The sequence below is a fragment of the Nitrosospira lacus genome, from assembly GCF_000355765.4.
Lineage (GTDB): Bacteria > Pseudomonadota > Gammaproteobacteria > Burkholderiales > Nitrosomonadaceae > Nitrosospira > Nitrosospira lacus.
This window is the reverse complement of the sequence record NZ_CP021106.3, coordinates 680,127-700,858: the sequence shown is the minus strand read 5'-3', so window position 1 is coordinate 700,858 and position 20,732 is coordinate 680,127. Positions and strand designations below refer to the sequence as shown.

At 58.0% G+C, this 20,732-nt stretch carries 17 protein-coding genes; 2 read left to right on the top strand and 15 right to left on the bottom strand.

Annotated features, from left to right (window positions below; translation table 11 throughout):
• The gene (ileS, locus tag EBAPG3_RS03195) at positions 1 to 2,826 is read left to right on the top strand and encodes an isoleucine--tRNA ligase (RefSeq protein ID WP_004180462.1); all 2,826 of its coding nucleotides are present in this window, start codon (positions 1 to 3) and stop codon (positions 2,824 to 2,826) included.
• Positions 2,827 to 2,859: 33 nt separating this feature from the next.
• Positions 2,860 to 3,327, top strand: a complete 468-nt coding sequence (gene lspA / locus EBAPG3_RS03190; RefSeq protein WP_004180461.1) for a signal peptidase II — start codon at positions 2,860 to 2,862, stop codon at positions 3,325 to 3,327.
• A gap of 73 nt (positions 3,328 to 3,400) precedes the next feature.
• Here the strand turns inward: lspA and EBAPG3_RS03185 are convergent, their stop codons facing one another.
• The 15 genes from EBAPG3_RS03185 to EBAPG3_RS03115 all read right to left on the bottom strand — a co-directional run bounded on the left by EBAPG3_RS03185 (position 3,401) and on the right by EBAPG3_RS03115 (position 20,715).
• Positions 3,401 to 3,967 carry a cob(I)yrinic acid a,c-diamide adenosyltransferase gene (locus EBAPG3_RS03185; protein ID WP_004180460.1) on the bottom strand — a complete coding sequence of 189 codons (567 nt, stop codon included), beginning with the start codon at positions 3,965 to 3,967 and terminating at the stop codon, positions 3,401 to 3,403.
• 51 nt (positions 3,968 to 4,018) lie between these two features.
• Complete coding sequence (locus tag EBAPG3_RS03180) at positions 4,019 to 5,551, bottom strand: DEAD/DEAH box helicase (RefSeq protein ID WP_040853103.1); 1,533 nt, start codon at positions 5,549 to 5,551, stop codon at positions 4,019 to 4,021.
• 284 nt (positions 5,552 to 5,835) lie between these two features.
• Positions 5,836 to 6,621, bottom strand: a complete 786-nt coding sequence (locus EBAPG3_RS03175; protein ID WP_004180455.1) for a hypothetical protein — start codon at positions 6,619 to 6,621, stop codon at positions 5,836 to 5,838.
• A gap of 231 nt (positions 6,622 to 6,852) precedes the next feature.
• The gene (locus EBAPG3_RS03170; protein WP_085921902.1) at positions 6,853 to 7,455 is read right to left on the bottom strand and encodes a NapC/NirT family cytochrome c; all 603 of its coding nucleotides are present in this window, start codon (positions 7,453 to 7,455) and stop codon (positions 6,853 to 6,855) included.
• Positions 7,455 to 8,162 carry a cytochrome c-550 CycA gene (gene cycA, locus EBAPG3_RS03165; RefSeq protein ID WP_085921901.1) on the bottom strand — a complete coding sequence of 236 codons (708 nt, stop codon included), beginning with the start codon at positions 8,160 to 8,162 and terminating at the stop codon, positions 7,455 to 7,457. Before cycA ends, EBAPG3_RS03170 begins: the two co-directional genes overlap by 1 nt.
• Positions 8,163 to 8,386: 224 nt before the next feature.
• Positions 8,387 to 9,553, bottom strand: coding sequence for a hydroxylamine oxidation protein HaoB (gene haoB / locus EBAPG3_RS03160; protein ID WP_227869213.1), 1,167 nt, complete (start codon positions 9,551 to 9,553; stop codon positions 8,387 to 8,389).
• Positions 9,550 to 11,259, bottom strand: a complete 1,710-nt coding sequence (locus EBAPG3_RS03155; protein ID WP_085921899.1) for a multiheme c-type cytochrome — start codon at positions 11,257 to 11,259, stop codon at positions 9,550 to 9,552. Before EBAPG3_RS03155 ends, haoB begins: the two co-directional genes overlap by 4 nt.
• Positions 11,260 to 11,560: 301 nt before the next feature.
• The gene (gene nirK / locus EBAPG3_RS03150; protein ID WP_040851618.1) at positions 11,561 to 12,661 is read right to left on the bottom strand and encodes a copper-containing nitrite reductase; all 1,101 of its coding nucleotides are present in this window, start codon (positions 12,659 to 12,661) and stop codon (positions 11,561 to 11,563) included.
• 434 nt (positions 12,662 to 13,095) lie between these two features.
• Entirely contained in the window at positions 13,096 to 13,950 is an 855-nt protein-coding gene (locus tag EBAPG3_RS03145; protein ID WP_081607245.1) for a phosphate ABC transporter ATP-binding protein, read from the bottom strand.
• A 21-nt stretch (positions 13,951 to 13,971) separates the two neighbouring features.
• On the bottom strand, positions 13,972 to 14,841 hold the full coding sequence (gene pstA / locus EBAPG3_RS03140) for a phosphate ABC transporter permease PstA (RefSeq protein ID WP_004175754.1): 870 nt from the start codon (positions 14,839 to 14,841) through the stop codon (positions 13,972 to 13,974).
• Positions 14,834 to 15,670 (bottom strand): phosphate ABC transporter permease subunit PstC, encoded by an 837-nt coding sequence (gene pstC / locus EBAPG3_RS03135; RefSeq protein ID WP_004175756.1) that lies wholly within the window; start codon positions 15,668 to 15,670, stop codon positions 14,834 to 14,836. The genes pstA and pstC overlap by 8 nt, the downstream gene beginning before the upstream one ends.
• 9 nt (positions 15,671 to 15,679) lie before the next feature.
• Positions 15,680 to 16,516: a phosphate ABC transporter substrate-binding protein gene (locus tag EBAPG3_RS03130; RefSeq protein WP_004175758.1), complete on the bottom strand. Its 837-nt coding sequence runs from the start codon at positions 16,514 to 16,516 to the stop codon at positions 15,680 to 15,682.
• Positions 16,517 to 16,525: 9 nt separating this feature from the next.
• Positions 16,526 to 18,664 (bottom strand): FAD-dependent oxidoreductase, encoded by a 2,139-nt coding sequence (locus EBAPG3_RS03125; RefSeq protein WP_004175760.1) that lies wholly within the window; start codon positions 18,662 to 18,664, stop codon positions 16,526 to 16,528.
• A gap of 39 nt (positions 18,665 to 18,703) precedes the next feature.
• A complete protein-coding gene (locus EBAPG3_RS03120) occupies positions 18,704 to 19,669 on the bottom strand; it encodes a radical SAM protein (protein ID WP_051048946.1) in 966 nt (321 codons plus the stop codon).
• The gene (locus EBAPG3_RS03115) at positions 19,660 to 20,715 is read right to left on the bottom strand and encodes a methyltransferase domain-containing protein (protein WP_004175763.1); all 1,056 of its coding nucleotides are present in this window, start codon (positions 20,713 to 20,715) and stop codon (positions 19,660 to 19,662) included. The genes EBAPG3_RS03120 and EBAPG3_RS03115 overlap by 10 nt, the downstream gene beginning before the upstream one ends.
• Positions 20,716 to 20,732 lie beyond the last annotated feature (17 nt).

Here is a 20,732-nt window from a genome sequence, read left to right as displayed (position 1 = left end):
ATGACCGATTATAAAAAAACACTCAACCTGCCCGACACGCCTTTTCCCATGCGCGGCGACCTCGCCAAGCGCGAACCCGCCATGCTCAAAGCCTGGCAGGAGAAGGAGCTTTACCAAAGAATCCGCGACGTCTGCCGGGGCCGTCCCAAATTCGTGCTGCACGACGGCCCGCCCTATGCCAATGGCGACATACACATCGGCCATGCGGTCAATAAAATCCTCAAGGATATTATCGTCAAGGCCAGGACGCTGGCTGGCTTCGATGCCCCTTATGTGCCTGGGTGGGATTGTCATGGGCTGCCGATCGAGCACCAGATCGAGAAAAAACACGGAAAAAACTTGCCTGCGGACAAGGTACGCGCGCTCTGCCGCGCTTTTGCGCAGGAACAGGTGGCACGGCAGAAGGCGGATTTTATCCGGCTCGGCGTACTGGGCGATTGGGAAAGTCCGTATTTCACCATGAATTACGGCACCGAGGCAGGGATTATCCGCGCGCTTGGGAAGGTTCGAAAAAGCGGATTTCTCTACCAGGGGCAAAAACCCGTCAACTGGTGCATCGATTGCGGCTCCGCGCTGGCGGAGGCCGAGGTCGAATATGAGGACAAGACGTCGCCGGCGATTGATGTCGGCTTCGAGGTCGTTGGTTCCCGCGCTCAAAATGCCGAGGATGATCCCCGGCACCCGCTGGCTGCAGCTTTCGGCATCTCCATACCTGAAAATACCAGGGTGTACGCGGTCATTTGGACTACCACGCCATGGACACTCCCCGCCAATCAGGCGGTGTCGGTACATCCCGATTTCGATTATGCGCTGGTGGAAACGCCTCGCGGACTGCTCATACTGGCCGCTGATCTGGCGCAAGCGTGTCTCGATCGCTATGGGCTGCACGGCGAAACCCTTGCGACATGCAAAGGTGCGGCGCTGGAAGGCATCCTGTTGAATCATCCCTTCAACGGGCAGCAGGTACCGATTATCTGCGGCGGGCACGTAACCCTGGAAGCCGGGACGGGCCTGGTACATACCGCGCCAGCGCATGGGCTGGACGATTATTTTATCGGCCAGAAGTACGGTCTTTCCAATGACAGCCCAGTGGATGACGACGGCAAGTTCATCGCCGCCACGCCGGTCGTTGGCGGATTGTTCGTGTGGAAAGCCAGCGATGTGGTGATCGACATACTTGGGGCCAGTGGGCACCTGCTGCACATGGAAAAGATCCAGCATAGCTACCCGCACTGCTGGCGGCACAAGACCCCGATCATTTTCCGGTCCACGCCACAGTGGTTCATCGGTATGGGCCGGGACCACTGGGCAGGGGGTTCTCCTCAGGAAAAAACCCTGCGGGAACTGGCCTCGAATGCCGTGGAAGCCACGCGGTTTTATCCCGCATGGGGTAAGGCTCGCCTGGAGGCGATGATCAGGAACCGGCCCGATTGGTGCGTGTCGCGCCAGCGGGACTGGGGCGTGCCCATGGCATTCTTCGTGCACAGGGAGACGGGAGCCTTGCATCCGCGTACCGATGAATTGCTGGAGCAAGTCGCGCAGCGCGTTGAGCAGCAGGGGATAGAAGCATGGTTCAGCCTGGACGCGGCGGAGTTGCTGGGTGATGAAGCGCAAGACTACAAGAAGCTCCCGGACACGCTGGATGTGTGGTTTGATTCCGGGACCACGCATGACACGGTTCTGAAACCCGATGCCCACCTCAAATACCCGGCCGACCTTTATCTGGAGGGCTCCGACCAGCATCGCGGCTGGTTCCAGTCCTCGCTTCTGACGGGTTGCGTGATTGACGGACGTGCGCCTTATGACGCATTGCTCACCCACGGTTTCGTGGTGGATGGCCATGGTCGCAAGATGAGCAAATCCAAGGGGAATGTTATTGCTCCGCAAAAGGTGATGGATACCTCGGGCGCGGATATTCTGCGGCTATGGGTGGCATCCACCGATTATTCCGGCGAGCTTTCCATTTCGGATGAGATCCTGAAGCGGGTGGTGGAGAGTTATCGGCGCATACGCAATACGCTGCGTTTTCTTCTCGCCAATCTGGCTGATTTCGATCCTGCCACGGATGCGGTTGCGGTGGAGCAATGGCTGGAGATAGACCGCTATATGCTGGCTTTTACGCGGGCGCTTCAGGATGAGCTGACGCAGTATTATGAGCGTTACGAATTCCACCTGGCGGTGCACCGGCTGCATAATTTCTGTTCCGAGGATTTGGGTGGTTTCTATCTGGATATTCTCAAGGACCGGCTATATACCGCTGCCGCCGAAGGTAACCCGCGCCGCTCTGCGCAAACTGCGCTGTATCACATCGCCCATAGCCTGGTGCGCCTGTTTGCGCCTATCCTCAGTTTTACCGCCGAGGAGGTATGGGAGCACCTGGTGCGCGACGCAGACGATAGTGTCTTGCTGCATACCTGGCATGAATTTCCTTTGCAGACGGAAGAATCAGCGCTGATCCGGCGTTGGGCCCGCCTGCGCGAGCTCCGCTCGCACGTGCAACGGCAGTTGGAAGACTCGCGTGGCCGGGGAGAAATCGGCTCATCGCTTGCCGCCGCGGTGGAAATTCATATCGGCGGAGAGGATTTTCTGCTGCTCGATTCGCTGGGCGACGATCTTCGACTCGTCATCGTCACCTCCGAGGCGCGTGTGGTCAGATCGGAAGCGCTGCAGAGGGCGGAGGTTTCCGTCACGCCAAGCACTCATCCGAAATGCGAGCGCTGCTGGCATTATCGCCGCGATGTGGGAGTCGATTCCATTCATCCCACGATCTGTGGCCGATGCGTCTCCAACCTTTTCGGCTCGGGCGAAGTCCGGCGATATGCCTGAGATGACGGACTATGCAAGGGAGCACCGGGCGCAATGAAACTTCAAGTCAGCCTGATCCTGGCTTCGATCGTTCTGGTGCTGGATTTTGCCACCAAACGCTGGGTGGAATCTGCCTTGTTTTACGGCGAGCACATTCCGCTGACCGGTTTCTTCAACCTGGTGCTCGCTTATAACGCAGGCGCGGCGTTCAGCTTTTTAAGTGACGCAGCCGGGTGGCAGCGCTGGTTTTTTAGCGCGATAGCGGTGGGGGCTTCAGTACTGATTGTTTATCTGCTGCGCAAGCATGCCGCCGAAAGGCTATTTTGTGCCGCGCTGAGCCTGGTGCTGGGCGGAGCGCTGGGTAACTTGTGGGATCGCATTACGCTGGGTCACGTGGTGGATTTTCTGGATTTCCATGCTGGCGGCTATCACTGGCCCGCGTTCAACGTGGCGGATTCCGCGATTTTTGTCGGCGCCATGTTGCTGATCATTGATAGTTTCCGGCGCAAGGAACAGGAATAGGGCAGAAGAGAAAGCGGTAGGACACCTGATTTTCACCTTTCGGGTGGGTCCGCTGCCACCGGATCGGGATTATTTAGACGCAATCCGAAGCACGATTCTTTCCAGGCTGCCATAGCACATCCTCCTCACCGTGCTGACGATTCAAAACACGGCTCAGCACGAACAGGAAGTCTGACAGGCGGTTGAGATATTGGATGTGTAATGGCATCACTGCTTCGCTGCGAGCTATCCTGACCACACATCTCTCCGCGCGACGGCAAACGGCACGCGCGACGTGACAGAGGGCGGCTGCGCGGGTGCCGCCGGGAAGTATGAATTCCTTAAGTGCGCTCAGCGTGGAATTGTAGCCATCGAGTTGTGTCTCCAGGCGGGTTACTTGCGCTTCACTTATGCTGTTGCGCCCTGGAATGCTTAGATCGCCCCCCAGGTCGAACAGGTCATGCTGTATATTTTCCAGTTTGAGGCGCGCTCCTTCCTCGAGATTTTCTGCAAGCAGCACGCCAATGCAGCTATTAAGCTCATCCACGGTGCCGATAGCCTCGATACGTGAACTCTCCTTGGCGGATCGAGTACCGTCACCCAGACCCGTGGTGCCGTCATCGCCCGTGCGCGTATAGATCTTGGTTAGCCGTTTACCCATTCGTGAACCTTATTGCATGTAATGGAATAATGTGGCGGGATCGCGCTTCCGTTACTCGTCCTGCTTGGTTTTTGGGAGAACACGCGGCATGAATAGCGCGGGCAGGGGTTTGGTTTGCTGCCCCCGGCGGAGATGATCCGATGGTTTACCCCCGATGGATGCCGATGCCGTTCCGTTAGAGGGTCCGGAGGCGGTATCGGAAGGTTTTACCGATGGCGTATAGGGCTGCGTAAATAGGGGATCCTCGGGCTGCTTGGCGCGTCCCCCTGGTCTGTACTCTCCAGATCCTTCATGTTTCTTGAGCTCCCTGGAGCGGGAAGAAGGATGCGCTTCAGTGGGATGTCTGCGGGATTCGGATTGTTTCTTCTGCTCCGGTCTGGCGGGCTCGTTCCGATTGGGTCGATGGCGATCATCTACCGGTCCCTTTGGGTGACGCGACGTTTCCGCCTCGAATCCTGCCACCGCCTCCACATTGAGCTTGATTTTCAGAAGTTTCTCGATACCTTCGAGTAATTCATGCTCATCCTCGCATACCAGGGAAATTGCGTCGCCTTTGGTGCCGGCGCGGCCGGTGCGGCCGATTCGATGGACATAATCTTCCGGCGTCGTGGGTAATTCGAAGTTGACGACATGCGGCAGGTCTTCGATGTCCAGTCCACGTGCGGCAACGTCGGTTGCCACCAGAACCCGCACCACCCCTTCCTTGAATTCCGCCAGCGCCTGGGTGCGTTGAGGCTGGCTCTTATCGCCATGAATCGCTGTCGCGGTGATGCCGTCGCGCTCCAGCTGCTGAGCCAGGCGCCCGGCGCCATGCTTGGTACGGACAAATACCAGCACCTGTTTCAAGTCTTGCGACTTGATGAGGTGGGTGAGCAATTCGCGTTTACGCTCGCGGTCGATCGGATGTACGACGTGGGTCACCAATTCGGTGATGGAATTGCGCCGTGCCACTTCGATCAGCACCGGTTGTTTTAACAGCTTATCTGCCAGTTTTTTGATCTCGTCGGAAAAAGTGGCGGAGAACATCAGGCTTTGACGCTGCGGCGGTATCAGCGCAAGAATACGCTTTATGTCGGGCATGAAACCCATGTCAAGCATGCGGTCAGCCTCATCCAATATCAGAATCTCGATCCTGGAGAGATTCATCGTTTTCTGCTCGATATGATCCAGTAACCGTCCCGGTGTCGCTACCAGGATCTCCACGCCCGCGCGCAACTCCTTCACCTGGGGATCGATATTCACGCCGCCGTACACCACCGCACATTTGAGCGGCAGGTATTTACCGTAAGTCTTGACGCTTTCATACACTTGCGCCGCCAATTCCCGTGTAGGAACCAGAATCAGTGCGCGAATCGGATGCTTGGCGGGCGATACGCTGATATTGGCATGTGGCTGCAACCGATGCAGCATGGGAAGGGTAAAGCCAGCGGTTTTACCGGTGCCGGTTTGCGCCCCCCCCATTATGTCCTTGCCCTCGAGGATCGGTGGAATAGCCTGTGCCTGGATGGGAGTAGGTTCTGTATAGCCTTGATCCGCAATGGCACGCAGGATCTCGGGGGATAGGTTGAGTTGATCAAACGACATGTTCATGACTCGTAAACCGCCTGCCAACGCTTGTTGGGACCGGTCCAGGCAAAATAGTTAATAAGATGAGGATGGTATATAAGATAAAAGAAGGCGGCCGCCGGTTGCAGCGGTGACCGGAAGAGGATGCCGCAACCATGAGTGGGCATCATACATCACATCGGGAAATGTCGCCAGAACAACAGCTTGTATCAACCGTAGAGCCCACGAGGTTTAAGGGAAATCGGCTGCAAGAGCATCTCTTTTTTCACCTTGGTTCTTTAAATCCGGCAGTCTGCAACTGCCTAATCATTTCTGACGCCCTGGCGGATATCTTTTTGCGGCTTTTCAGCCTTAAACCACTCGCCGCCTTTTTTCAAGGCTCTCAATAACGGCGGAGCACCGCCAATGGCCACCGCATCAACCAGACAATACCATGCCGCAACACCGCTGGGCGGATTTCCCTGCGACAACGCAAATATGGGTTCCAGGACTGCCCACTGCCAGGTTCCGGCTGCCGTGCCGATCAATTCCAGCCAGGTGGTGATAAAAAAGGCGGCGAGGTAAACCATCGGCGAGCGGCCTTTGAACAGGTAGATAAGGAAAACACAGAACAATATTGCACCCACCTGGTCGCCTTGCTCCGGATAGCCGCTGATCCCCCAGATCGACCATGTGCCGCACACCAGCACGACAAACGCGGCTATCTTCCGCGCATGCTTCAAAAAAAATCCGGAACGCGCAAGCGCGACAGCCGTTAAATAAACCATGCCGTGACCTGGCGGCACGTAGGCCGGTACATTCCCAAAGCGGTAGGTATAGCCGCCCATGTAGATGGAGGCGAAATGCTCGCCCAGCGTGGCAAAGGCCACCGCTATGATTACCTGCATCCGTACTTCTTTATTTTCTCCGAAGAGCAATCCGAATAGAAATGTCCAGGCGATGATTCCCATGAAATTTTGTTGTTCCATGCTCCCGCTGGCATCCATCACCAGGCTGATCGCCACGCAGGAAAAAGTCAATCCCGCTATGAAGTAGTCGCGCACTCTATGCGCGGCGATGACATCGACAGGAGGGAAATTGCGCAGCATTGTTCGTCTATGCGAATCGCATCGGGGATGGGAAATTCAGATTTGCTCTCGGTACCATCAGTACGACAAATCCACTTGGATCCAGTAGTTGGAAAGGAATGGAGCTACTTGATGCCAGCGGGTATTTTAAGCGATTAAAGCCGCCGTTCCAATAGAAAAGTCGAAACGGCGGTATGGGCGGGAAAATCAGTCTAGCTGTGAATAAGGCAAAAACTGCGAGGATGCCCTGAATCAGCCCTCTTCATCCTCCTCGTCGTCCTTATCCTTCTTTTCGGGCTTGAGGACCATTTTGCCTTCCTTGCGGCTGGCATTGAGGTCGGTCTCGGCGACTTCCTTGTGCACCAGGTTCTGGTGGCAGTCGATGCAGGTGGCCCCTTCGGTCTCCATCTTCTTGTGCGCGGCCTTGGCATCGGATCCGGGCGGCTGCGGGTTCTTGTGGCATTCGCGGCAGGTGTTGCTGTCCCACTTCTTCAGGTTCATGCGCGCATCGTGCGCCATGATCAGCCTGCGCTCGTTGAATTTCTCCAGCGTGGAGTAGTCGTTGGCAAATTCCAGGTACAGCTCGCGCGCCCCATCCACCACGTGCGTCGCCACCGCCAGGTGGAAGTTCTTGAAGCCCTGCGGGATGTGGCAGTCCTTGCAGCCCGGGTTGGCACCCAGGGCGCCATAGTGGGAGGAGGTCTTGAGTTCTTCCGCCGGATAGGACATGGAGTGGCAGCTGGTGCAGAATTCGGTGGTGGAGACGGCGGCCTCGCCGCCGAATACCACCGCCACCATGACAACCCCCAGGAGCGCACCCGTGAGCAGGGTGCCGCCCGCGCGCATTCCGGCCATCAGTCCTCCGAACCTTTCACGCCCACTTTGGCCTTGGACTGGAAGTCGTCATGGTACTTGAACTTCGGCTCGCCTTCAAAGGTGCCGTCCAGTTTGTAGTGCTCGTGCATGGCCTTGGTGTCCTTGACGTATTTGTTGAAGTCAAAGGTGTATTTCTTGTCCACTTCCGGGGTGAACGGGGTGTACGGTTCCTTGGCGCCCTTCCACGGCGAGCCCTTGTAGTTCAGGTGGCAGGCGTTGCAGGATTCTTCAAAGGCGAAGTCCTGCCCGGCATCGGCCAGGGTCGAACGCGGCGCGGTCTTCTTCGATTTCTCGTAGGCCGCTCCCGCCTTGCGGTGGATGCCGCGATACTTGGCACCCGGCCCGTGACAGGATTCGCAGCCCACGCCGCTGGTGAATTTGTTGGGGTCGTCTATGGTGTAGCCGCCTTCCTTGCCCCAGCCGTCAACGTGGCAGCCTACGCAGTCCTTGTCCTTGGTGTAGTCCTTCTTGGGGTCCAGCTTGGCCTTTTTCTTGGCCTCGGCCTTGGTGTTGGGCTTGAGCGAGTCCATGGCCTTGGCGTGAGCGGTCTCGCCCCATGATTCGGCCTGGCTCTTGTGACAGGAACTGCACTTCTTGCGGCCTTCAAACGATTGTGCGGTGGCGCTGCCGGATAGCAGCGCAAACATGGCTGCGGCAGCCAGGGCAAATGTCAGGGAATGGCGCATGGTTTTCTCCTTCGGGGCAAGTATATCCGTTGATAGCTGTTGTTATGTTATAAAAAACCCAGTGATGTCCATACTGTATTTTATGACGGTACTTTATCGCTGGTTGATGTAAACGGGTAGCACCAGTACCATGACTCTTTGTGGTACCACTGGTACCGCTGCGGGAGTCTCATCCGTCAACCAGCCCCCGGATGGCGGGCTGCCCGCTGACGGGGCGGCCCGCCTCAGGAGGCGGGTGAGAGTGCGGGCGGGGCAGCAGGCGCGGGTGTCGCCGGTGATGAAGCGTCAGCATCGAGGGTGCCGGCGGATGTGTCGGCGGGTGCGGCTGCGGTGTCGCCGGTCGAGGGGATTTTGTAGACCCAGTAGCCGCCCTGCTGGTAGATGAGTTGCAGGACGGTGAGGTCCAGCGGCATGGAATTGGTGAAGGGCAGCATCTGGGCCAGGAGGGTGTTGCCGCTTTTATCATCGCGCAGGAAGTAGCCGCGCACCATGCTGTCGGAGAGGGATTGCAGGGTGTAGGTGGCGAAGTTGTTTTCCTGCATCCATTTCTTGAGGTAGCCGATCATGCCGTGCATGTTGCCTTCCATGGGGAAGTGCTTGTAGGTGATGTCGAATTGTTCGGGGCGCATCAGTCCCAGTTTGTAGAGGTCGGTGACGTGGATGACGACGTAGGCTTCGCCATCCGCGCCTTTGCCCGCCAGTTCGCGCAGGATGGCGGCCCCCCGGGCGGGTTCGGCGATGAGGGCGTCGGCAAAGCGCTGGAAGTTGCGGCGCTCGTCGGCCGAGGCCGGCGCCCCCCAGAATTGGTCTTCCTGGTGGCGGATGGAGTCGCTGTAGGGCTGCCAGGGGGCGGGGATGATGAGGGGTTCGCCCAGGTGGGCGGTGAACAGGGTGTCGCGCCCGGTCAGCAGTTTGAGCTGGCGCGAGGTGTCCCACCAGGCCAGGATGCGCGCGTCCTGGCCCGCATATTTGTCGATGGCGGCGGCCAGCGCGGTCAGTTCGGAGAGTTTGCTGTCGAGGGAGATGAGCAGTTCGCTGCTGCGGTTTTCCCAGCTGATGAGGATGGGAGCCATCGCGCCGCGCCGCGCGGTGGTGGCCAGGGCGACGGGGTCGTTCACGCCCTCGGCGTGGATTTCATACTGGGCGACGGTGAGGTCCGGCCAGGGGTCGAGGCCCAGTTGGCTGAATTGGGCGATGCCGCCTTCCTTGACCTGGGTATAGCGGTAGGGGGCGGGCGCCGGGTTGAACCAGAGCCAGGCAAACCAGGCGAGTAAAAGCAATCCTCCCGTCACCAGGAGGATGCCCAGTGACGGGAGGAGTTTAGTTCCCAGTCCGCCCCGCGCCGGCTGGGCGCGGGAGGGGGAGGGAGTCGAGGCGGATGAGGCGGTCAATGCCCGCTTTTTTCGCGCCGGCGCCAGCCAGCCAGCGCGAGGGTGCCAGCCAGCAGCATGCCGCCGCCCAGGCCGCCCAGCGAGAGCTTGTCATCCTTGCTGTCGAGGTCCAGCAGGCTGGTGCGGCGTGATTCCATCTTGGCTACCCGGGCCTGCAGCGCCGCCATTTCGCGTATCTTGGTGTTTTCGTCCATGATTTCGACGTAGGCGCGGTTCATCGGGCCCCACCCTTCGGTGTAGGTCCAGCCGCCCGGGTTGACGTGGGCCAGGCCTACGTGCAGTTTGGGCAGGTCGTTTTCTCCCATTTCCAGCGCCTTGAGTTCGATCGCCGCGGGGTTGTTGTCCTTGGACCAGTAGAGCTGGGTGAAGCCGGCGAACATTTCCTTGTCCGGTGCCATCGGCGCCGGACGGTTGGTCTTCTGTCCGGTGAGCAGGCCGTCCTTGTAGAGGTTCTCGGCGACTGCATGCGCTTCCTTGAATTTGGCCAGGCCGTGCAGGGTGCCTTTGTCCATGAATTCCAGGTAGGAGCGGGCAAAACGCTCGGAGTGACACTGGGTGCAGGTCTTGACCCAGGAGTCCAGCCGCGCTTCCGACCATTCGCTGTTGATGTTCTCGGCTATGCCGGGCACGGCCGGGTAGTTGGCCCAGCGTATCTTGCGCGTGACGTTGTGGCTGTACTTGCCTTCATATTCGAAGTGGCACCCCGCGCAGGTCGGGGCGGTCTGGCCACCCTTGGCGTAGGCGTCCTTGAGCGAGACTTCCCAGTTCCATTTGTCGCCCATCATCGATACGATCTTGCCGTGCTTGCTCATGGAGTAAGCTTCCCAGTTGTTGTGGTCCACCCCGCTGTGGCAGGTGGCGCACGCTTCGGGCTTGCGCGATTCGGCCGCGGAGAATTCGTGCCGGGTATGGCAGGAGTCGCATTTGTTCTGGTTGGTGTGGCACATGCTGCAGCCTTCGGCTATCTCGCGCTGCGGCATGGCGGCAAATACCGCAACTTCTACGTTGGCTTTCCAGTCCAGCGCATGCGAGGGACGTCCCTGCGGCCATTGCTTGTTCGGCCATACCATGGTGTCGCGCTCGGATTCGCGTTCGGCAAATTCCTGCAGGTGGCAGGTGCCGCATACGTCAGCCGTGGGCATGCGAAGGTCGGTCATGTGGTCGGCCTTCTTCTTGGTGTTGATGTCGACGTGACAGTCGATACACCCCACTTCCTTCAGCTTTTCGTTCGCGCCCAGCCGGTTCATGGAGCGAAGGTTCTTCTCCACGTCTTCCAGCTTGGCTTTCTTGTAGTAGATCGGGCTGTCCGGCTTCAGGTTGCGGATCTTGTCCAGGTTGGCATGCGTGCTCTTCTTCCACGCATTCACCCATACCGGCGATTCGTCCGTGTGACACTTGACGCATTCCTGACGCTCCGCCACTTCCTTCATCGAGGTCGGCGGCTTGTAGAAGGAGGCAGGGTCCATGTACATGCTGTACGGCACCGGCTCCCAGTACTTGGCCAGCGTCCCCCGCCCAGCCCCTTGCGCCGGGTCCTTGTAGCGCTTGGTCACCGCTTCATGCAATTCCTTGGGCGTGGCCGTTTGTTCCAGATTCAGCGCTTTGTACGTCTCTTTCGGGACGCTGGGATAGTTCGCCCATGACGACGCCGCCAGCAGCGCCCCGCATGTCAGCGTGATGAGCCTCAGCCCAAGCTTCACTACCATCTCTCTTCTCCTTATCCGTATTAATTGTTTTTTTGATGCCTGATCCGTCTGGACTATCGCGTTACGCCAATAGCCCACCCTAATTTAATTCTGAAAAACCCGAAAGTAGCACAGAATTACCTTGACGAACACCGCCTAGCCTAACCCGGCAACAGCACTGTGTCAAGAAAATTGCGCACCTGGACATCATTTTTACGAAATCGTTCAGAAACCATATTCCGCCTGGGCATCCATTCCATAAAAAACGCGGCTTCAACGTAAGGTTGAAGCCGCGCCGGACAGGATACTAATGGATTCTTTTTTAGTGATCCATCGCCGGGGTTGAATTCTCATTCGGCTTCTTGAGCTGCTTCATGAGATCGTCGTTCCATGTGCCCTCGACATTCATGTGCGCCGCAGCACCCAGCAACACCGCCTCGATCAGGTTGTGGCTGAGGTACACATACAGCCCGGGTTGTCTGAATTCATACAACGCAGCACCTGCGGCACCCCCCGGAATGAACCAGGTTTCATGATTGGTGACGGGGGGGTCGCTGAATTTGCCACCTTGCCATACCAGATCGCCATGGCCGCCAATCAGGTGAGGCCGGGTATCGCGATTGGCCTGGGAGTGAATGAACAACACTTTCTCGCCCACCTTGGCCTTGAGCGCATTGTCGCCCGTCAACGCACCGACCGCGCCATTGAAGACGACATGGGTGGGGATGAGTCCCTTGGCAACGTCGAGCATTTCAGCCATGCCTTCGGCAGGCTGGGAGTACACTTTGTATTTCCCGTCCTTGTCCTTGGGCAGATAGAGATCCTGCTCGCCTATGTAGTAGGCCCGGTCATAGCGCACCGATTTGCCTTTGTTGTCTTTCAGGCCATCGCGCGGCAATACCATGATGGCGCCGTTCATGCCCGAAATGACGTGGAACGGAATCATGGTGCCACCCGGGGCGCAGTGGTAGACAAATACCCCGGCCTTGATCGCCTTGAAGCGCAATACCACATCTTCGCCCGGCGCCACCAGCGTCAGGCCGGCTCCGCCCAGCGCGCCAGTGGCCGCATGGAAGTCAACGTTGTGTGCCATGGTGCTGGTCTTCGGGTTGGCCAGTGTCAGTTCCACATAGTCATCCTGGTGCACGACGATCAGCGGACCGGGAACCGTGCCGTTGAAAGTCAGTGCCCACATCTTGGTGCCATCCGGTGCGACCTGCACCAGCTTTTCTATGGTCTCCATGCGTACCTTGACGACTTTGGGACCCCCTTTGGCCACTTGGTCATGCTGGGGCACAAAAGGCGGGGCCACCAGGTTCTGGGTGACCACCGGCAATTTGGAAATGTCCGTCGCCGCCATGGCCGCACCGGCACTCATACACAGCAATCCGAATCCGATTGCCCCTCGAACAACTTTGTTCATGTTTCCCTCCATAAATGTTTATTTACCGCGCATATCCATGCGCCATTTCTTTCCGCCCGGCATTCTATGGCTAACATCTCACCCTTTTCTGAAGAGCATCTCTAAAAACTCGATTCCCGGCCAGATCCTTGCGCGCACTCGCCTGGATTCATCCCCCGTGCCCAGTCAGCAACCTCGGCAACGCGCTTGCCCGCAGCGACCCGCAACAGCCATAAGGGGCGAGGGGCGCAAACAACCTCTCGCCGCGCAGATCCGGCAGGCAGGAAAATAGTCTCATTTGGCGATCGAGGAGCAATAGCCCATTGCCGCTGTATTCGAATTCTTAGAGATGCCCTAAAGAGCGAAGGCTCGGCAACTATACAGCTTTAACATATACCTGTCCATGCTAAATTACCTTCATATGGGCATGACGATAAAAGGGTTTTTCATCCCGATCATCCCCTCGCTCCATTTACGTAAGCAGCAGTAAGTTCATGGGCAGGCGATTCAAAAATCTGGCGGCAATGACCAAATTCAACCAGGCGCCCGACATGGCCCCGGACCCAAAAAAATGCCGCGTAGTTAGCAATGCGGCGCGCCTGCGCCAGATTATGGGTGACAATGACGATAGTATAGCGGCCGCGCAACCGGCTGATCAGATCCTCGACCACTCCCGAAGCGATGGGATCGAGTGCGCTGCATGGTTCATCCATCAACAGGATCTGTGGATTCAACGCCAGCGCGCGAGCAATGCAAAGACGCTGCTGCTGGCCGCCGGACAGGCTCAGCGCGGGGGCGTCCAGCCGGTCATGCACTTCATCCCATAGCCCGACATCCTGCAATACCTGTCGGATGATGGCCCCCGTATGGGCACGCCGCGTAATACCATGCTCGTGCAGGGGCAGTTCGATGTTGCGATGGATTGAGAGTGGAAAGGGGGTTGGCTTCTGGAATACCATGCCGATCTGCCGCCGTAACGCCTGCACATTGAGGGAAGGATCATGAATGTCATTACCTTCTATGCGAATACGACCGGTAATCCGGCAGCCTGGGATCAAATCCGTAAGCCGGTTGATCGATGACAGGAAACTGGTTTTTCCGCAGCCGGAAGGACCGATCAAGGCGGTGATGCAGCCACGGTAGATATCCAGTGTAATGTTGGCCAGCGCAGGCTTGACACCATAATGAAGGGAAAAATTGTCGACCTGGATCAAGGGCTGCGGATCGCAACACACCGGGCCCGCTTGCATCGGGCCAAGCGTGTAGGCATTATTGGCCGGGCTTATGGGTTGCTCAGGCTCGGAATGCATTGAATTGGAACACTTTTAAGTTCATTCCGGTACCATTTTTCCGTGCTGCCAACGGGCGGTGAGCCGCATGGCGACCATATTGATGAACAGCAGCACGGCGATCAGTACCAATACCGACGCGTGCGCCGGCGTATCGCCACCGGATACGTTCATGGATAAATCGAAGATATGTATCGCCAGGGAGCGCCCGGAGTCCAGCAGCGAACCCGGCATGCGGTCGACATAGCCGCTGGTGAACAATAGTGCCGCGGTTTCGGCGATGGCGCGTCCGATCCCTAACAGGAGGCCCGCGGCCAGCGCCGGCGCGGCGGCCGGCAATAGCAACCGGAACAGCGTTGTTGCACGCGACATGCCCAATGCGGCGGCGGACAGGCGATACGAATCGGGAACGGCGCGCAAACCCGCCTCGGCGGTACTGACGAGAATGGGCAGCAGCATGCAGGCCAGAGTCAGGCCGCCAGACAGAATGGAGAATCCCATACCCAGATAAATACTGAAAAAAGCATTGCCGAACAGGCCAAAAACAATGGAAGGCACCCCGGCAAGCACCTGTAGGCTGTAGCGCACCGCGTAGCCAAAACCGCTGTTGGCGGACACATATTCGGCAAGCAGCGCGGCTGTCGCCCATCCCAGTGGGAGCGCCGCCATCAGGGCGACCAGCAAGATAAGAAGGGTGGAAACCAGAATCGGACCGATGCCGCCGGCACGGCCGGCATCCCGCGGCGAATCGACAAGAAAACCCCAGGAAAGATGCCCCAGGCCGCCGCGCACTAGATCACCGACTATCCACGCAAACGCGGCGCAGACCACGAACGCAGCAAGGCAAACGGCCAGTTGCGCGAGGCGATCCCGATGGACATGCGCCAGCTTCATGGAAACTGCTTCAGGCATGACGATTTCTCGCCAGCCAGCCGGCTACGCCCGAGAGCGCCATGACCATCAGCATCAGTGTCAGGCCTGATACAAACAGGGCAGCGCGATGGTCATTCATGGCGTAGGCCATTTCCAGCGCAATATTAGCGGCAAGCGTACGCACCGGATCAAACAGGCTATCCGCATGCCGCACCACGTTGCCCGTAACCATCAGCACGGCCATGGTTTCACCGATGGCGCGGCCGGCGGCGAGCATTATGCCGGCCACGATGCCGGGTCTTGCCGTCGGCAGGGCAACCCCGCGAATCATGCCCCAGCGTGACATGCCCAGCGCCGCCGCACCGCGCAGATATTCTGCGGGGACGGCCAATAGCGCAGCATGCGCGGTTAATGCGATGGTAGGCAGGATCATCAGTGTCAGAACCAGAATTCCGGCCAGCAGACTGGCCCCCGGCGGATGTAATTGGTTAATCAGCGGCACAAGTGTGGTCAAACCCCAAAAACCATAGACCACGGAAGGAATGCCCGCCAACAGCTCGATCAGTCGCCGGTATATGCCGGCAACGCGAGGCGGGGCGTAATAGGCAACAAACAGTGCAGAAGCGATACCTAACGGCGCTGCCACCAGCAGCGCCCCGCCTGCGGCGTAGAGCGTACCCGACAGCATCGGCGCCAGGTTGTACATGTTTTCTCCGGGGCTCCATGACGGATCGGTGAGAAAGCGCCCGGCCGGTATATGCCGTAGCGCAGGCCATGACTCGACCGCCAGGAACAAGAGAATCAGCAGCACCAGGGTCGCGGCGATGCCTGCTCCACCGCACAGCAGCCTGAGTATCAACTTATCCACGGCATGGTGTCAGCGGACGCTGATGGGAACGAAATATTGTGCTTCGACCAGATCATGTACCTGCTCCGAGCGGGTAAATTCGATAAAATCCCGTACCAGTCCTTGCGGCACTTCCCGCGTCACCAGATTGAGCGGCCGCGACAGCGGGAAAGTGCCGTTACGTATATTGATCACCGATGCCGCGACGCCGTTGAGCGGCAGCAGCTTGATCGGCGTGCCATGCGTTATTTCATATTCGGCCGCACCTATGGAAACGTAGCTGATGGCATTCGGGTTGCCAGCTACGGTCTTTATCCCCTGCGCATTGTCTCCAATGATCACTTGCGGCTTGATATCGCTGTTCTTCAATTTAAAATAGCTCAAAAACAGTTCAAGTGTTGAGCGTCCTTCGGCCTTGTTGACCACAGTGACGGGTGCATCGCGCCCCCCCACGATCTTCCAGTTGAGGATTTTGCCAGTATAAATCCCGGCAATCTGCTGCGTGCTTAGCACGGCGACCGGATTACTTGCATGGAGAATGATGCCCACACCATCCAGGGCAATAGTATGCGCGCGCAGATCCTTCTCCTCGGGTTTCAAGGCACGGGACACCATGCCAATGTCGGCAATTCCCTTGCGGGCATCATTAATGCCGCGCGCGGAGCCTCCGGTCTGCACATCTATGCGCGTGCCGGCATGGAATGCCTCGAAGCGCCGTGCGATCTCTCCCGCCAACGGGGCGATCGTGCTGGCGCCAGTCAAAACCAGTTTTTGTGAAGCGGCATTGCCGGACAGGCTCCAAGATCCCAGCAATAATGTCGCGGCTAACATCACATACTGCGTTGTCGACGATATTTTCATGCTCATGGCAACCTGCTAGCCTCGCCGCCAGGCGTGATATTTTTCCACCCAATCAAGCAGTCGATGTGGCACATGTGCGCGTCTCCATTCGCCTGCGGCGTATTTGTTGGCCTCCGACCAAGTCGGATAAGTATGGATCGTGCCGAGTATTTTGTTGAGACCGAGACCATGTTTCATCGCTAGCACGAATTCCGCCAGCAGGTCACTGGCGTGATCGCCGACAATGGTCACGCCTAAAATGCGATCCTTACCCGGCACGCTGAGCACCTTGACAAAGCCATGTGCCGCTTCATCCGCAATAGCGCGGTCGAGGTCTTCCAGCCCGTAGCGTGTCACCTCATAGGAAATACCCTGCTTCTTCGCTTCATCCTCCGACAACCCGACCCTGGCGACTTCAGGACTGGTAAACGTGGTCCAGGGAATCACTGAGTAATCCACTTTAAAGCGTTTCACGGCACCAAACAGTGCATTGACTGCTGCATACCAGCCCTGATGCGCCGCAACGTGGGTGAACTGGTATGGCCCCGCCACGTCGCCGCAAGCGTAGATGTTGGGATAAAGTGTCTGCAGCCACGCGTCCGTTTCAATGGTACGCTTGGGTGAAATGGGAATTCCCAATTCCTCCAGCCCGAAGCCCTTGGTCCGGGCAGTTCTTCCCACTGCGCACAGCATGGCATCAAACGGAAGTGCTTCCTCGGTTCCATCCTGGTAGCGTACCATCAAGCATTGCTGACCGGATGCGCGCTCACAGCGAATAGCCTCGGTCTGAGTCAATACGCGCACGCCATCGGCGCGCAACGCCGCCTCAATCAGCGCAACGGCATCCGCATCTTCACGTTCCATCAAACACGTTTTCGCCACTTGCGTGACCTGACAGTCCAGGCGTGCAAATGCCTGCGCCAGCTCGCAGCCTACCGGCCCTCCACCTAGCACGACCAGCCGCTCCGGGCGTTCGGTAAGCGACCAGATGGTGTCGGACGTATAGTACGACACCTGCTCCAATCCCGGAATCGGGGGGATGGCGGGGGCAGCGCCGGTGGCGATGACGATAGCGCAGGTGGTTATGGTCCGCCCGTTGACCTCCACGGTCCAGGGGGAGGTAATGCGCGCATTGCCATGAATGACTTCCACCCCCAGTTCCGTATAGCGTTCCACTGAATCATGCGGTTCCACCGTACGGATGATCCGATGCACACGCGCCATCACGTCACCAAAGTTGTAGTCGACGGTTGCGCTGGCAATGCCAAGGTCTTTGGCGTGCCGGGCCTGTCGCAAAAAGCCGGCCGAACGAATCAGCGACTTGGAAGGCACACACCCGAAATTGAGACAGTCACCGCCCATCTTGTAGCCTTCGATCAATGTAACCTTGGCGCGCGTGCTGGCTGCTATGTATGATGTTACGAGGCCCGCCGCACCGGCCCCGATAACCACCAGATTGCGATCGAATCGGCGTGGCCTGGACGACCTGGGCCAGTGGCCGCGCACCCTGCTCTCCCTGACACGCTCCAGCCCCAGCCGTGCCAGCCACGGAAAGGCGGCCAGCAGAACAAACGATCCGATCAGCGATGGCGACAAAATGCCGGACAAACTGGTCAGTGTGCCTAACTGGGTTCCTGCGTTGACATAAACCGCAGTGCCGGCGAGCATCCCTAGCAGGCTGACCCAGAAGAACGTTGCGGTTCGCATGGCGGTAAGCCCCATCAGGAGATTGATCACGAAAAAAGGAAATACCGGCACCAAGCGCAAAGTGAAGAGATAAAATGCGCCGTCACGCTCAATGCCGGCATTGATTGCAGTCATATGGCCGCCGAAGCGGTGATGCACGGCATCGCGAAACAGGTAGCGTGCCGTCCAGAAAGCCACGGTTGCGCCGATACTGGCGGAGATGAGCGCCGCTGCAATTCCCACCCACAGCCCGAAGACGGCACCGCCGGCCAACGTCATCAACGTTGCGCCGGGCAGGGAAAGCGAGGTTATGACAATATAAGCCGCGGCATAGAGGCCAATGACTTGCAGCGGTTGCGCCTGAAAGGCTTGTTGCAGTTCATCCCGGCTGTTCTTGAGCATTTCGAGACTGAGGAACCGCTGGAAATCAAAGGCGAAGAACAATCCAGCCAACAACACCAGTATGATAAGCAACCACCAATGTTTCATCCCGGGTGCCTCTAAAAATCAAGACTCGCGCGCAGCCATTTATTTTCCCGTTTTCATTTCGCTACAAGTGGCGCCATATTTGAAACAGCTATGGCAGCGATGGTGTTTCATGCTCACGGGTATTTGCAGGGCTTCCGTCAGCGTTTCACCGAGGATGTAATCCGGATCGTCATCAACCAGGGTGCAGGCATAAACACGCATCCGGCCACCGCTTTTCACCACCATCTTGCTGAACGCGCACATGAATGCGCGCCGTGTCTCCTCGGTCTGGAAGGCCGTCATGCAGTGCTCGGTAATTTGCGGTAGCGTTACGCGCGTGCCAGGGGGATGAAATTCGGGGAATTCGATACGCGGCAAATCCCCGGGTAAACCGGCAGCACGAAAAATGTCGGCAAAATGCGCCGCGACCGCATCCGGCGCGATGTCCGGCAAGAGCTGGTTCGCCACCGATACGCGGAACCCCATGTCATGAAGTCTGCGTAAGCCCTCCAGCGCGCGTGCAAACATGCCCCTGCCGCGCCCGGCGTCATGCCGGACGGCGTCAGGATAATCCAGGCTAACGCGGAAATTCAGTGGGTGCGGCCGCTTACGTAATGATTCCAACTGTTGCAGACGCTTGAGTAACGGCTCGGTTGCGTTGGTCAACACCAGGCAAGGCCGATGCATCAATGCGTAATCGAGGATAGCTATTATATCCTTGTTGATGAAAGGTTCGCCCCCGGTGAAGGAGAATTGCTTGACGCCAAGGTCGAGCGCCTCGTCCACAAATGGGATGGCATCGCCCAACCGCAGCATTTGCAAGCGATCATCTCCCGGTTTTGAGCCTTCAAGACAGAAAGGGCAGGCGAGGTTGCAGGCGGTACCCGTGTGAAACCACAACTCCTCCAGTGCATGCGGCTGGATAAAACCACGCCGTTCATCACCCGGAGTACGTTGCCAGTGTTCGGACCTGCCGGGCTGTGCGGCGCTGGCGGGAGCGACTTTCACGGCTTGCACTAACAACATCCGCCCGCACGATTATTCTCGGAATCATTTGCGGTGTCATTATAAGGTAGCCCCATACCGCAGCCGGCAAAAATGCCATAGTGCCGCTCGAAGTTACCGTAGAACTCGAAATGTTCAGCGAAGCGAGTATCGTGCAGCATGCGCCATGTGTTGCCACAGACCGGGAAATGCTTTCCGGTTTCCATACGGTGGTGCTTATCCAGTACAAACAAGTGGGGGTGATGCGGTATCGTCCCTCGGTAAGCCACTGACTGGCCATAGTCTTCGCAGGCCGACTCAAGATTGTCGAGCTTGAATAACCGGTAGGTGGCGGAATAGAAGCGGATGTTCCCGGCGCGCGCCGCCAGTTCCGCTTTGCCAATGGCAATCTTACGGTCATCCACCAGGCGCGGATCGGCAAAACCATGCTCCCGCGCAAGCTGGTTGAAATCATTCCAGTAGAGTGCTCCACCCAGACATTCGCCGTAGAGTACCGGATCGCCGGCAAGCGCCCCGGGTACGCGACGGTCGGTATAAATATCGGAAAAATACAACTCGCCGCCTGGCTTGAGAACACGCCAGGCTTCGCGTAACACCGCCGCCTTGTCGGGCGCAAGGTTGATCACGCAATTGGACACAATGACGTCCACACTGCTATCCGCCAGCTCGAGCTCGCACAGGCGCTCGATATAGCCATGCAGAAAAAGAACATTACCGGTGGCATGACCAAACGCCTTGCGATGATACTCCTCATGCTGGCGCGCAACTGTCAGTTGCTCTTCAGTCATATCCACCCCGATTACCCTGCCATGCTCCCCCACCAGTTTGGATATTACGTAGACATCACGGCCCGCCCCGCAACCCAGATCGAGTACGGTCAGATCCTCCAGCAACTCGGGGAGCACCAGCCCACAGCCGTAGTAGCGGGTCAACACCTCATTGTGCACCTGCGCCAGTATCGGCTTCACATAGTCGGGCAAGCCCGCGTCGGTCTTGCAGGCGTTGGTCTGGAGATCACGTGAATTGGTCAGGGTTTCGCCGTAATATTGCTTGACAATGTCATGCATGGTAATCGCCTCGTTAT